We start from the raw sequence: 13,361 nt of genomic DNA, 5'->3' as shown, positions 1-13,361 counted from the left end.
ATGAATTTTCGACTGGTCAGAATTTGAGGATATGCTTTTAAAAAAGTTTTTGTATTAACTTGACAAAGAAAAACGTAATAATTACTATTTGTAACTGTGAGCTTAAATCGAAACAATTCCGATTGCTAAAAGGTTATCTATTTTGGAGGTACTTTATAGAAATGAAAATATTCAGTTCTGCACGCCGCTCTGCTTTTTTATTTACTGCTATTCTTTTGTTAATCGGCTTACTTACAGGATGCAGTCAGTCAGGTTCAAATGGTTCCGGCAAAAATTCAAAGATTGCTATTGTTGCCGCAGAAGATTTTTATGGCGAAGTAGCCAAAGCTGTTGGTGGCAGTCATGTGAATGTGACATCGATTATCAACAAACCAAGCATGGATCCGCATGATTATGAACCGTCAACCGGAACCGCAAGAGCGGTTAGTCAGGCAAAACTTGTTGTCTATAATGGAATCGGCTATGACAGCTGGATGGAAAACCTTGCAAAGAATACTAAAGATCAGACAGTCATTCGAGTTGCTGAAGATCTAATGGGCAAAAAGGATGGAGACAACGAGCACCTTTGGTATCAGCCCGAGACGATGCCGAAACTTGCCGATTATCTAGCAGGCAAACTTTCAAAAATTGATCCTAAACATGCTGCCGAATATAAGAAAAACGCAAAAAAATATAGAGCAAGCATTAAGCCGGTAGAAGATGAAGTTACCAAGCTCAGTCAAAAATCCAATCAGAAACTCGTTGATGTTTCCGAACCTGTTTTTGACTACACATTGGAAGCATTGGGTTATAAAGTAGCGAATAATCATTTTGAAATTGCCGTAGAACAGGAATCCGATCCATCACCAAAGGACATTGCAAATATGCAGAAGGATATCAAAGAAAAACGGATTGCCTTCTTTGTCAGCAACATTCAGGAGATTAGCCCTACGGTGAAAAAAATAATGGCATTGGCTGATAAGCATGGCGTACCTGTGGTTAAAGTGACGGAAACTCTACCAGCAGGAAAAGACTATAAAACGTGGATGCTGGATCAGTTGAAACAGATTGAAAACGCGCAGAACAATAATTAATTGAAAAATGCGGATCGGAGAATCGGAGAGAAGGACAGAATCCTGCATCTCCGATTCATCTTCTTGTTAGAAGGTTGATCAGTTTGCTTGACAAATCAAATCGAAATAATTACTATTTATCAATGCGACATGTTACAGTGGGCACGACAATTTCTAATAGATTTACATATTGCGAAGTTCAAAGTCATTTTAATTTCAGGGAGGTTTTCAAATGCTGCGTCAAATCCAGATCAGTGATCTTCAAGTAAGCTTTAATGGAGAAGAAATTCTGAAGGATCTTTCTTTTGGCGTTTCTGCAGGTGAAATGTTTGCCATTATCGGACCAAACGGAGCCGGGAAATCAACCCTGTTAAAATCGATTCTTGGACTGATTCGCCCTCAGCACGGAAAGATAACGATGAACAGTGAAGGTAAAAAAGTAGTCGTTGGCTATGTACCTCAATCACGTGTGATTGATGAGGAGACGCCGATCAGTGCGAGGGATTTCGTTTCACTTGGACAAATATCCGGCTTTTTTCCATGGCCTTCTATGCGAGAAAGAAAAATATTGAAAGAAATAATGATCTTTACGGATACGGACCGCTTTGCAAATAAACCGGTCGGCAAATTATCCGGAGGAGAACGTCAGCGGGTTTTTCTGGCTCAGGCGCTCGTACGCCATCCGGACCTGCTACTTCTTGATGAGTCCACAGCAAATCTTGATCCGAATGCCCAGGCTCAGATGATGGACCTTGTAAAAAAAGCAGTCAAGGAATGGGGTGTGACCGTTATTTTTATCTGCCATGATCTTCAGTTGGTTAGAAAATATGCGGATCATATTTTACTCATGTCCCGTGGTTATTATAAGACTGGAAATGAACAAACCATACTTGATGATCATGATCTGTTGAAGGCAGTCTATCAGACGGTTACTTCTGGAAATGAAGAGAGTCGCACAGGGGGATCAGTTTCAGCGGGACTATCGCTTTCAGCTTCTCAAAGGTAAAAGGCGAGATTAGCTGAAACGTTCTGTTCAGAGCGAATTTAATTGAAGCCTTCTTCTCAAGAGCTATTAACGGAGGATAAAAAGATGTTTCAGTACGACTTTATGCAGCATGCTTTTATTGCAGGAACATTGATTGCTGTGATGTGCGGCGTTATCGGTGTTTTTATTATCGCGCGATCGCTTTCTTTTATTGCGCATACAATTTCACATATCGGTTTTGCGGGTGCTGCCTTTGCTGCTTTTGCCGGTATTGATCCGCTGATCGGTTTGCTGGCTTTTACAATCCTTGGTTCTCTTGGCGTCGGACAGATGGGCGTCCGGATGTTCCGCCGCGACGCATCAATCAGCGTGATCTTAAGTCTTGCGCTTGGCCTTGGCATTTTGTTTTTATCGCTAGGTAACGTTCAGGGGAATTATTCGAGAACCTTGCTTTTTGGCAGTGTGGTCGGCATTGATCTGCAGGATATCTGGCAAATTGTCGCAATCACTCTATTAGTGCTTTTGGCGCTGGCAACTGGGTACCGCTGGCTCAAGTTTGATTCTTTTGATCAGGTAGGCGCTCAAGCGGCGGGATTGCCGATCCGCTGGATTTCCATTTGTTTTCTTCTGCTGATGGCTGTCGCAGTCAGCGTTACCGTCCAGATTGTCGGGGCGTTGCTTGTCTTTGCCTTGATGACCGTACCTGCGGCGGCAGCAAGATTCTATACACAGTCAATTTTCGGGATGATCCTGCTTTCTTCACTTATTGCCATGTTAAGCGTTTGGTTTGGCCTTGTTGCCGGTTATTATACAAATGCTCCGGTTAGTTTCTTCATTGTTGCATTTGATGCGGCAAGTTATTTTCTCGGCATGGCATTTCGAACGGTAATGGAGAGACGAAGCGCTGTTCGGGTGGAGTAAGGGGCAATCTGATTTTTAACCAAAATAGGACCGCTGCCTGGTTGGCAGGGGTCCTATTTTAATGCGTTTAATGATCTTTACTTTCTTTTAGATAACTCCAACCGTCTTTTTGGTAGAGTTTACCTTCTTTCATTAGTTGGCCGAGCGCTTTTTTAAAGTCGCCTTTGCTTATTGCGAATCGCTCCTTAATGTCTTCAGGGAGGCTCTTATCCCAGTAGGGCATCGCACCGTCTCGACTGTTCATATAAAGAACAATCTTCTCCACATTCTGGTCGATCAGTTCATAGCTTCTTGGACGCATAGAAAGGTTTAATGTCCCTTCATCCTTTACAGCGATGACTCGGCACTGAATAGCTTGTCCAACACGGATGGTGCCGGTGATCTCGGATGTATGGATGAAACCAATATACCCATCCTCAGTCAGCACGTGAGCGCCGTCCAGAAGTAGGCGGTAAACCGTTGCCTGAATATCTTTATTCCTTAACTCGCCAGGTGCATCAACCGCCAGCGTGTTGATCACTGACTCGTCTGCAAGCTGGGCAAACAGGCGATTTTTTGGATCAAACTTCAAGCTGCAGTAGAGGCGGTCACCGGGTTGCGGCCAGTAGATCCATTCATCAGGAAGATCGTCTTTAGAAAGCAAAATGTCTTTGCTGATGCCGATGTCAACAAAGACACCATATTTTTTCTGAAGTGATACGGCGGTTACCCAGACGAACGTTCCAAGTCGGATTTCAGGGATCGTCATTGTAGCTGCGATTCTCCCCTGGTGATCCTGATAAAGAAATACGGTGACTTTTTCGTTCTCATTCAGTTTCCCGGTCACATCATTTTCGTGGAGCAGCACTTCCTGGCTGCCATCGGTAAGAAAGTAGCCAAAAGGAGCTTTATGCGAAACATCAAGAGTCGCAACAGTTCCGGCTAAAAGTTCTGCCAAATTTGTTCCTTCTTTCTACGGTCATCATCCGCTGTTCAGCGGTTCTAGTCCTCATTATAACATGATACCCCCACATTCTATTCAAGAGATCGGCAGAAAAAGAAATTCATGGAAGAAAAAATGATTAGGAAAACGGATACTTTGCTAAAGCTGTATGATTTTCGTCACACTTTTTCAGTGAAATTGAGAAAACATCTTGTATAATGTAAGAAGAAAAGGCTATCGAATAATAAGGGCGTGAATGCTATGGAAGAAGTCGCTTGCTTGAAACAGGACGGATTGAACAATACATGCATGTTTTCTAAGCAAAGCCTGCAGGCGCTGAAATCGATGATGACTGAGACGACATTTAAAAAAGGGTCCAATATTTTCTGGGAAGGAGATCTTTCCGATAAGCTCTTTTATGTGACTCGCGGACGGGTAAAATTATTCAAATCCGCCTATGATGGGAAAGATCTCGTGATCCATTACTTTATGGAGGGCGATTTGTTTGGCGAAATCAGCTGTCTAGGCAGCGTGGAATGCTCGTTTACGGCAACTGCAGTCACGGATTGCACCGTTGGCGTCATTTCAGAGAAAGACCTTGAACCGTTGCTTCTTTCCAATTCAAGCCTATCTTTTGAGTTCATGAAGTGGATTGGCATGATGGGTCAGTTCACCCAAATAAAAATGCGTGATCTGCTCTTCTACGGAAAGAATGGTGCCTTGGCCTCAACCCTTTTGCGCATGCTTCATGGGTATAGCAGGTCAGATGAAGATGGCATCCATTATACGATCAGCCTGACCAATTCGGATTTGGCTCAACTGATCGGCTCGACACGCGAAACGGTGAATCGGATGCTTCAGTCGTGGAAAAATGATGGGGCTATTGACTATTTTCATGGATCGATTGTAATTAAAGACTTGAATTATATCAAAGCGATCTGTCATTGCGAAGATCGTTGCCCATTGAATATCTGCCGCTTATAATGCGGTCTGAATCTTTTGGAGCGGCCCTTTCATAAAGTGGCCGCTTATTTCTGCTCAATAATAGAAAAGTTAATAGGTGGACAGGTCATGAAAAATAAGATGATAAAAGGTATGCTAATCGTATTCTCGATTCTGATTCTGAGCGGTTGCGAGTCGCTCACAGATGGAGGAGACTCAGGCACCACTGCTCAGCCGATTTCCAGCTCATCCAGTGTGTCAACAGCTACTGACGAAGCACAAGTTCTGGTCAAACAAAGTGAGACACCTGTCAACGGCGTAGCGGCGAAGGTGATCAAGGTTGTCGATGGTGATACGCTGCAGGTTCTATATCAGAAGAAAGTGTCGACAGTACGCGTTCTGTTGATTGACACACCGGAGACGCATCACCCGAGATTGGGGGTTCAACCATTTGGACCAGAAGCGAGTGCACATGCGCATCAATTACTGGATGGAAAAACAGTCACGCTAGAACTCGCAAAGGATGGAGGGCGCGATAAATACGGCAGGTTGCTTGCCTATGTATTCGTTGGTGGAAAATCCTTTGAAGAGCTTCAGCTTGCGAGCGGGCTGGCACGTGTCGCCTACATATATCCGCCGAATACTAAATATCTGGATCAGTACCGGGCGATTGAACAGCAAGCACGTGAGAAGAAAATAGGAATCTGGTCGGTTCCGGGTTATGCCCAGGCAGATGGTTATCATCCGGCAGTTATGAAAGGGACAGAAGCCTATAGTGAGATAAAAAGCAGTAATGACCAGACAAAAAATACGTATTCTGAACCAAAAAGTTCTGCTGACGGCCAATTCTCACCTGATCAAAATGGTGATTGCGCCGGGTCAATCAAAGGCAATGTCTCTGATAGAGGAAAGATATACCATATGCCCTCGGATCGCTATTATAAAGTGACCAAGGCGGAAATTTGTTTTAAGAATCGTGATGCCGCAGAGAAGGCTGGTTTCCGTGCGGCTAAATGATCACATAGATATGTAGAAATAGACCATATAAAAAACGCATTGAATACCTTGATCGGTATTCAATGCGTTTTTTGATCAAAGGGTTATTGCTGCTGCATTTGCTGCTGTTCAGCGATTTCCGTTTTCACAGCTTTATAAGCTGTGTCCAGATTACGGATACGTCTGATCAATTCAAAGTTTTTGTTGATCCGATCCTGGATGATTGCCGAAACAACAGTATGATAATAGCTGTTCATCGTCTGAACCGGAGACTGGATATCGCCATTCTTTTTAATTTGCAGGTGCAGCGCTTCTTTAAAGTAATCAACGCTGAAAAGGTCTGAGTTCATCTTTTTCACCTCGTAATGAAAGTCATAAAAGAGGATGTTCGATAAGTCCGGGAAAAATTGCTGTCAAATCTCTGCGTCAACTTGTTTCTCCGCTCCTCACGTATTGTTTGCATACGCTCTGGTGCTCGAAACGGCGTTTCCTTGATCTTCTCGGCCCTTTTTGTCCTCCTGATCGAACAGACTCTTAAAGAAACATATTCTATTGAATCAATTTCCATTCGTGATTCCCGCCATGGACTTGCGTGAACATTTCGGCAATCTTACTAATCATTAGCTTTGCTTCTTCACTATCCATAGATGGCCGAAGGTAAATGATTTGCAGCGCGTCTGTTGTTTGTTCGGTGACGCAACTTCTCCTAGAATCAACAATTGGACTGCCGAACGCGCCCATGCTGTCAACAGAAATAATTTTTCCAGACATATGCATGGTACGGCCATTCAGTCCTTCATAGCTGTCTTTGTCCGTGCCGATAGTGATCTGAATCGGTACGTTCAGATGTGCCGTATCATAGATCCCCATTGGAATACCGTGCTGGACACTGAAAAAGTTAATCAAGTCAACTGCGGAATGTACGTAATGTGGTGCCCCGTCCTTCTTAATCTTACGCAGAAGTGCTTCTTGTGATGGCCGATACCGTGACGGATCTGTCCCGACTTTTTTAAAAGTGTTCCGCCACTCTTTAACACCATCAATTTCGCTAATCGGATGAGCCTGTAAAGACAGCTGTATATTTTCATAGAAAAGCGGCAGGCGGTCTCCGATTAATGGAGGAAGATCACCAATCACAATTGACTGATAATATATAGCCCCGACTTTGAAATCGGTCACAGCATCTTTTAACTGATAAGAAATCGAAAGATCAAGCATGGCGCGCCCCCTGATTGAACATGTCTATAAATTAGTGTACCATAATTTGTCCCAAATTCTTGAACAAGTCGATCATTTGTGCGTATTGTTCTGTTAAAATGAGATTAAGAAAATGAAAGGGATGAGTGACATGGTAATCAATTCTTGCCGATCTGAATGCTTAAACGGTGAATCAGATTAATTCAGGGCTGCCTCACATGCCTTGAATATAGGCTAGGGGTGTTATGATGTTTTCATTGATCCGTCTTGTTTCAAGAAAAACAATTTATATTACTTTTACCATCCAATTGCTTCATAAACTTGCTTTCTTATCGGTACCGATCATTGAGATGAAGCTTATCGATGCGTTAACCGAAAAAGCGCATGCAGGACTTCCTATGTATGTGACGTTATCTGTTCTCTTCTTTTTTCTCTGTCAAGGCTTGAATTATGCTGTTGATCTGGCTGAAGGTTATGCCGCAAAAGAAGCCTGGGTCTCTATTTATGTACGGCTCGATCAAGAATTACGTGATTTGGACGTAAAACGCAGCAATGTGACATCCGCCAATTTGCAGCAGTTTATGGGCCAGAATTATGAATTGATCAAACGGTTTATTTTTCAGGCCCCTTTGCTCGTAGTTATCAACAGCCTCTACATTATAGGGATCATCGTCTGCATGCTTTCCCTCTCGATCCCAATCACTCTTGTCGTCGCACTTTCAATTCCTATTTTTCTCGTACTATCTATGCGTTTCGAAAAGAGAATGACGGCAAATCAAACATGATATCCAAACAGAAAAAAGTATTTATTTCTTTGATGAACCGACGAATTTCCTGGATAATAGCAATAAAGGTGTTGTTTGCGACTTAATCTGTAATCTTGTTGAGAAAGGGAAAATCGTGGTCGTGGTTTCTCATGATCCGCTTTTTCTAAAATTGGCAAACACATCAGTTTTGGAGATAAAGGCTGCCATTTCGACGGCAGATTGAAGCCTACACATCGAACACGAAGGAGAAAATAATATGAACCAGGAAGACTACATCGCCGTCCAAGAGATTGAGACTTCTATTGGATATTTGACCCTGTCTGTTTATGATCATCAGCTATGCCATCTCGATTTCGGCTCGCTGGAGGAAAACAAACCACAACTTGCTCTTTGGGCAAAGAAGCATGAGTTGCCTGTCCTGCTTAAAGTGGACGAGACGCAATGTTCCGAAGCTGCCGAACAGCTGCGCGATTATTTTTCTGGAGCAAGGAAAGAGTTTTCTCTCAAGCTCCTTATGAAGGGAACCGAGTTTCAGCGTAAAGTATGGGCAGCCTTGGCAGAAATTCCTTTTGGAGAGACAAGGTCTTATAAAGACATAGCACAAGCCGTGAAAAATCCGAAGGGCGTCCGGGCAGTCGGTATGGCGAATAACCGCAATCCAATACCGATTGTTGTTCCTTGTCATCGTGTGATTGGTTCGGATGGCTCTTTAATTGGCTATGGCGGTGGACTTGATGTGAAGAAGTTTCTGTTGAAGCTGGAAAATCGAATCAATGCGTAAAGCTGAATAATGAGACCGCTGAGCATGAATTGACCTGCATATGCATAGGTTGTAACGAAATCATGCCGAAGCGGGGAATTTAATTGGATTGGAAAAAGGCGTTTCAAAAACACTTGCACATGTTGGGCGACTTCTGGGTTGACGGCTTGGATGTATATCAACTTCCATTTAGTGATGATGAACAGAAGAGGCTTCAGAACAAGAAACGGGATCTGCTGGATCAGCATGCTGAGATCGTGAGATCATTAATCCAAGCAAGAAAGATTCACGTCGAGGATAAGCGTGAAGATCTTGTTATTAACTATTGTCTGCATAGTCAGTGGCTGATCAAGAAAAATGGAGATTTTTATCTTGAAGAGAGGCTGGAAGACCGGCAGGGTGTCTTTCGAGAAAATCATCTTGCGGCTGATAAGCTTGTTCCGATTCTGCCTGTTCAGGAGCCGGTCACAGGCCGTGATACGGCTGATGAGGAATCATTAAGTGCACGCAACCGCAAATATGATCGGCTGCAGGCGGTTCGTTACGCCGATCTTTGGTGGAATCGCAGAAATCCTCAGTATCCGAAGGTTAGTGATGATTGTACAAATTTTATTTCACAATGCCTTCATGCCGGTGGTATCTCCATGTGGGGTGATCCGATTCGCAATAGGGGCTGGTGGCAGCAGCAGACGAACTGGAGCTTTAGCTGGACCGTCGCAAACAGCCTGCGTTGGTATTTAAGCCGGCAGGGAAGCATTATCGGTGCTGTTGAGAAAAGCAGTGCGGATCAACTGGTGCCTGGAGACGTCATTTGCTACGATTTTGAAGGGGACGGGCACTGGAATCACAATACCATGGTCACAGCCATGGATCCGTCTGGTTCACCACTTGTTAATGCGCATACGTATGATGCATGCCATAGATCATGGACCTATACAGATTCTCCGGCTTGGACCAAGAAGATTGAGTACAAATTTTTCCATATTAAAGACAGTGTCTGATTTTTCGTTTTTTAGTTGTGCTATAATAAGCTCAGTTTTAACCGAAAAAGTGGTCGGTACATCCGGCCTTTTTTTACGGGCATTTTCTGAAGGACAAGTATTATGGAAACTCCATTTTTTATTAAAAATGACTGCAAACCATGAACAAATGATCTTGTATAGGAGTGCTGAAAATTGAGTAATCATGTTGTGCTATACCAACCTTTAATTCCCCCTAATACAGGCAATATTGCCCGAACTTGCGCGGGAACGCACAGTTCATTACATTTGATTCGTCCGCTCGGATTTTCTACAGATGATAAGCATTTGAAACGCGCTGGACTAGATTACTGGGCGTCTGTTGATCTTCATTATTATGATTCGCTTGACGATTTTTTTGCCAAGCATTCTGAAGGTGAATTTTATTTGGTTGAGACGGATGGCAGCAGGCCTTATGACACCTTCGATTACAGTGATCCTAGTAAAGAATACTTTTTCTTTTTTGGGCGTGAAACAACGGGGCTTCCTAAAGAGTTCATCACCCAATATCAGGATCGGTGTGTTCGGCTGCCAATGACTGGTGCAATCCGTTCACTTAATTTGTCAAACTCAGCAGCAATCATTATCTATGAAGCGCTTCGTCAACAACATTTTCCTGGTTTGAACTAAGTTATTTGCATTCTAGATTTGAAATAGTCTTCAAATCTTAATAGTTTGTCATCTGCCGAGCATTCGCCACTTTTTTTCGGGAGATCATGAATTATTTTTTCTGAAATCATCGCTTTCTCTACGGAATTTTGAAGGTTATTCCGTATCCGTTCCTAGTTTCCATGAAAGATTAACGTCCACCTGCATACACTTAAGTACATGGGTGAATCTTAGGTGATTCCTTTCTGGGGGGGATACAATGAACTTTCTTGATAAACTGAAACAATTCCGCGACTATGAGGAACAATTGAAATGGGACGGCACGTTCGCAGACTACCTGGAATTGGTGAAGAAGAACCCGATGATTACACAGTCCGCACATTCCAGAGTCTATCAGATGATTATCTCGGCAGGTGTCTCAGAACAAGATGGACACAAACACTATCATTTCTTTGACGGACAGATTTTTGGCCTGGATGAAGCGATTGAACGCTTAGTTGAGGAATATTTCCATCCAGCAGCAAGACGGCTGGATGTCAAAAAGCGGATTTTGCTCTTGATGGGTCCGGTCAGTGGCGGTAAGTCGACAATTGTGACGATGCTCAAACGTGGACTCGAAAAATATTCGTGGACGGATGAAGGTGCTATTTATGCAATCAAGGATTGCCCGATGCATGAGGATCCATTGCACCTGATTCCGCCGCATCTGCGCGAAGATTTCTTCAAGGAGACAGGCATCCGGATAGAGGGTAACCTGTCACCGCTTAATGCGATGCGTCTTGAAAAAGAGTTTGGCAGTAAGATCGAAGAAGTGCCGGTTGAACGCATTTTCCTTTCAGAAGATAAACGTGTCGGCATCGGCACGTTCAGCCCATCTGATCCGAAGTCTCAGGATATCGCCGATCTGACCGGAAGTATCGACTTCTCAACGATTGCTGAGTATGGGTCTGAATCGGATCCGCGTGCCTACCGATTCGATGGTGAACTGAACAAGGCCAATCGCGGCCTTATGGAATTTCAGGAAATGCTCAAATGTGACGAGAAGTTCCTGTGGCATTTGCTCTCACTGACACAGGAAGGTAATTTTAAAGCCGGACGCTTTGCGCTGATTTCAGCAGATGAATTGATTGTCGCTCACACGAACGAAACAGAATATCGAACATTTATCAGCAACAAAAAGAATGAAGCCCTCCATTCACGTATGATTGTGATGCCGGTTCCTTATAATCTCAGAGTTAGTGACGAGGAAAAAATCTATGAGAAGCTGATCTCTGAAAGCGACGTAGCGAATGTTCATATTGCGCCGCATGCTTTAAGGACTGCGGCAGTTTTTTCGATACTTACGCGTCTGAAAGAGTCAAAGAGCAGGGGCATTGATTTCCTTAAAAAAATGCGGTTGTATGATGGGGAGATTGTTGAGGGGTATAATGAAGCAGATATCAAGGAACTAAAATATGAATTTTCGGATGAGGGCATGAGCGGTATTGATCCGCGCTATGTGATTAACCGGATCTCTTCGGCAATCATTAAGAAAGGCGTGCCTTCAATCAACGCGCTTGATATTCTGCGCTCAATTAAAGAGGGACTTGATCAGCACCCGTCCATCACGGATGAAGACAGAGCCCATTACACTGAATTTATTGCACTTGCTCGCCGTGAATATGATGAGCTGGCAAAGAGCGAGGTTCAGAAGGCATTTGTCTATTCTTTTGAAGAATCTGCAAAGACGATGATGGATAATTACCTGGATAATGTCGAGGCGTATTGCAACAGCAGTAAAATATTTGATCCGATTACGGGCGATGAGATTGATCCTGATGAGAAACTGATGCGTTCAATTGAAGAGCAGATCGGAATTTCAGAAAATGCGAAGAAAGCGTTCAGAGAAGAAATACTGATTCGAATTTCAGCATACGCACGTAAAGGGAAGCGATTTAATTACCAGTCCCATGAGCGTTTGAAGGAAGCGATTCAGAAGAAACTGTTCGCGGATCTGAAAGATGTGGTCAAGATTACGACTTCAAGCAAGACGCCGGATGAGACTCAGTTGAAAAGAATTAATGAAGTTATTGCCAGACTTGTCGACGAATACGGTTATAATACAACTTCAGCAAACGAATTACTAAGATATGTAGGAAGCTTGCTTAATCGCTGATCATCAAGTATCTGTTTTTCTTGCTCATCAGTAGGGGCGGCAATTAAAGAAGGGGCAATGAACGAGTCAATGAGCAAAACAAAAAGAGAACTGTGGAGTTGGATCAAAGCGGTAGCAATCGCGATTCTGATCGCCTTGCTTGTCCGCAATTTTATTTTCAGCAATTACATTGTCCGGGGCGAGTCGATGATGCCGACGCTTCAGGACGGAAATCGGTTAATCGTTAATAAAATTGGTTATGAAATTGGCAATCCGCACCGGTTTGATATTATTGTCTTCCATGCAACGAAGACGGATGATTATGTCAAACGGGTGATCGGATTGCCGGGAGATACGATCTCCTATAACAATGATCAGCTCTATGTGAATGGCAAAGCGGTGGCGGAACCTTACCTTCAGCAATACAAAGATGCGCTTCCTAAAGGACAACAGCTTACGGATAATTTCAGCTTGCAATCAAAGACAGGCAAACTCCGTGTGCCGAAGGGAGAACTCTGGGTAATGGGTGATAATCGCCAGAACAGCGAGGATAGCCGCTATTTCGGATTTATTCAGGAAAAATCTGTGGTTGGCAAAGTCGCTGTCCGCTACTGGCCTTTTGACAAATGGGCAGTTCTTCAAATAGCTTCCAAAAATTGACAGGCATTGCAGAACAGAGCGCCGAATCAGTTATCGGCGCTTTTTTTGCAAGTAAAAAAAGTATATAAAATTCAGGGTTCATCTTAGCGGTGTAATGCTCGGGAAAAATTCTGATTCAAACACGGAAGCGCGAGACGCCTGCGGGACTGCCATTGTTGATGCGAGCCAAGTGAGACCCCGCAGATTACTGCTTGTTTGAGGAGGCTCACGGATCGCCCGCGGCAAGCGAGCAGCTGAAGTGTCGTTTTAAGCACAAGATAGATGATTCAAAGCCGCATATTGAGTGAGAATAAAGGATCAGGCGTAGCCTGGTTTTTTCTACCCTTTGTCAAGTACTTGAGTAAAATTATTGGCGGATAGCGAAGTCTTCAAGATTTTTTCTGGAAAAAGAGTACAC

Annotated in this window: 14 protein-coding genes; 11 read left to right on the top strand and 3 right to left on the bottom strand. The window is 43.5% G+C overall.

What is annotated here, in order from left to right; all coding sequences use genetic code 11:
- The first annotated feature begins 161 nt into the window (after positions 1-161).
- The 3 genes from P343_RS35315 (at position 162) to P343_RS35305 (ending at position 2,958) form a co-directional block, all read left to right on the top strand.
- Entirely contained in the window at positions 162-1,073 is a 912-nt protein-coding gene (locus P343_RS35315) for a metal ABC transporter solute-binding protein (protein WP_023511644.1), read from the top strand.
- Positions 1,074-1,284: 211 nt separating this feature from the next.
- Positions 1,285-2,058, top strand: a complete 774-nt coding sequence (locus P343_RS35310; protein WP_023511643.1) for a metal ABC transporter ATP-binding protein — start codon at positions 1,285-1,287, stop codon at positions 2,056-2,058.
- Between the two features lie 84 nt (positions 2,059-2,142).
- Positions 2,143-2,958 carry a metal ABC transporter permease gene (locus P343_RS35305; RefSeq protein WP_023511642.1) on the top strand — a complete coding sequence of 272 codons (816 nt, stop codon included), beginning with the start codon at positions 2,143-2,145 and terminating at the stop codon, positions 2,956-2,958.
- 67 nt (positions 2,959-3,025) lie between these two features.
- Here the strand turns inward: P343_RS35305 and P343_RS35300 are convergent, their stop codons facing one another.
- Positions 3,026-3,895, bottom strand: a complete 870-nt coding sequence (locus P343_RS35300; protein ID WP_023511641.1) for a CvfB family protein — start codon at positions 3,893-3,895, stop codon at positions 3,026-3,028.
- 246 nt (positions 3,896-4,141) lie between these two features.
- On the opposite strand from P343_RS35300, the gene P343_RS35295 reads away from it, so the two are divergent.
- Both P343_RS35295 and P343_RS35290 read left to right on the top strand, forming a co-directional pair.
- Positions 4,142-4,864, top strand: coding sequence for a Crp/Fnr family transcriptional regulator (locus tag P343_RS35295; RefSeq protein WP_023511640.1), 723 nt, complete (start codon positions 4,142-4,144; stop codon positions 4,862-4,864).
- Positions 4,865-4,951: 87 nt separating this feature from the next.
- Positions 4,952-5,839, top strand: a complete 888-nt coding sequence (locus P343_RS35290; protein ID WP_023511639.1) for a thermonuclease family protein — start codon at positions 4,952-4,954, stop codon at positions 5,837-5,839.
- A gap of 83 nt (positions 5,840-5,922) precedes the next feature.
- Here P343_RS35290 and yvfG read toward each other — a convergent pair whose 3' ends face one another.
- A complete protein-coding gene (yvfG, locus tag P343_RS35285; RefSeq protein ID WP_023511638.1) occupies positions 5,923-6,168 on the bottom strand; it encodes a protein YvfG in 246 nt (81 codons plus the stop codon).
- 199 nt (positions 6,169-6,367) lie between these two features.
- A complete protein-coding gene (locus P343_RS35280) occupies positions 6,368-7,036 on the bottom strand; it encodes a B3/B4 domain-containing protein (protein WP_023511637.1) in 669 nt (222 codons plus the stop codon).
- A gap of 227 nt (positions 7,037-7,263) precedes the next feature.
- Between P343_RS35280 and P343_RS35275 the strand changes: the two genes are divergently transcribed.
- From P343_RS35275 to lepB, 6 genes are all read left to right on the top strand, one after another.
- Complete coding sequence (locus P343_RS35275; RefSeq protein WP_023511636.1) at positions 7,264-7,800, top strand: ABC transporter ATP-binding protein; 537 nt, start codon at positions 7,264-7,266, stop codon at positions 7,798-7,800.
- A 238-nt stretch (positions 7,801-8,038) separates the two neighbouring features.
- On the top strand, positions 8,039-8,563 hold the full coding sequence (locus P343_RS35270) for a methylated-DNA--[protein]-cysteine S-methyltransferase (RefSeq protein ID WP_023511635.1): 525 nt from the start codon (positions 8,039-8,041) through the stop codon (positions 8,561-8,563).
- Positions 8,564-8,646: 83 nt separating this feature from the next.
- Positions 8,647-9,543 carry an amidase domain-containing protein gene (locus tag P343_RS0119290; protein ID WP_031264256.1) on the top strand — a complete coding sequence of 299 codons (897 nt, stop codon included), beginning with the start codon at positions 8,647-8,649 and terminating at the stop codon, positions 9,541-9,543.
- Positions 9,544-9,717: 174 nt separating this feature from the next.
- Positions 9,718-10,191 (top strand): tRNA (cytidine(34)-2'-O)-methyltransferase, encoded by a 474-nt coding sequence (locus P343_RS35265; RefSeq protein WP_023511634.1) that lies wholly within the window; start codon positions 9,718-9,720, stop codon positions 10,189-10,191.
- Between the two features lie 238 nt (positions 10,192-10,429).
- Positions 10,430-12,325, top strand: a complete 1,896-nt coding sequence (locus tag P343_RS35260) for a PrkA family serine protein kinase (protein ID WP_023511633.1) — start codon at positions 10,430-10,432, stop codon at positions 12,323-12,325.
- A 57-nt stretch (positions 12,326-12,382) separates the two neighbouring features.
- Positions 12,383-12,964: a signal peptidase I gene (lepB, locus tag P343_RS35255; RefSeq protein WP_023511632.1), complete on the top strand. Its 582-nt coding sequence runs from the start codon at positions 12,383-12,385 to the stop codon at positions 12,962-12,964.
- The last annotated feature ends 397 nt before the right edge of the window (positions 12,965-13,361 follow it).

Origin of the sequence: Sporolactobacillus laevolacticus DSM 442, assembly GCF_000497245.1 — a bacterium.
GTDB lineage: Bacteria > Bacillota > Bacilli > Bacillales > Sporolactobacillaceae > Sporolactobacillus > Sporolactobacillus laevolacticus.
The sequence above is the reverse complement of the archived record's forward strand: the minus strand, read 5'-3'. Positions and strand labels throughout refer to the sequence as shown.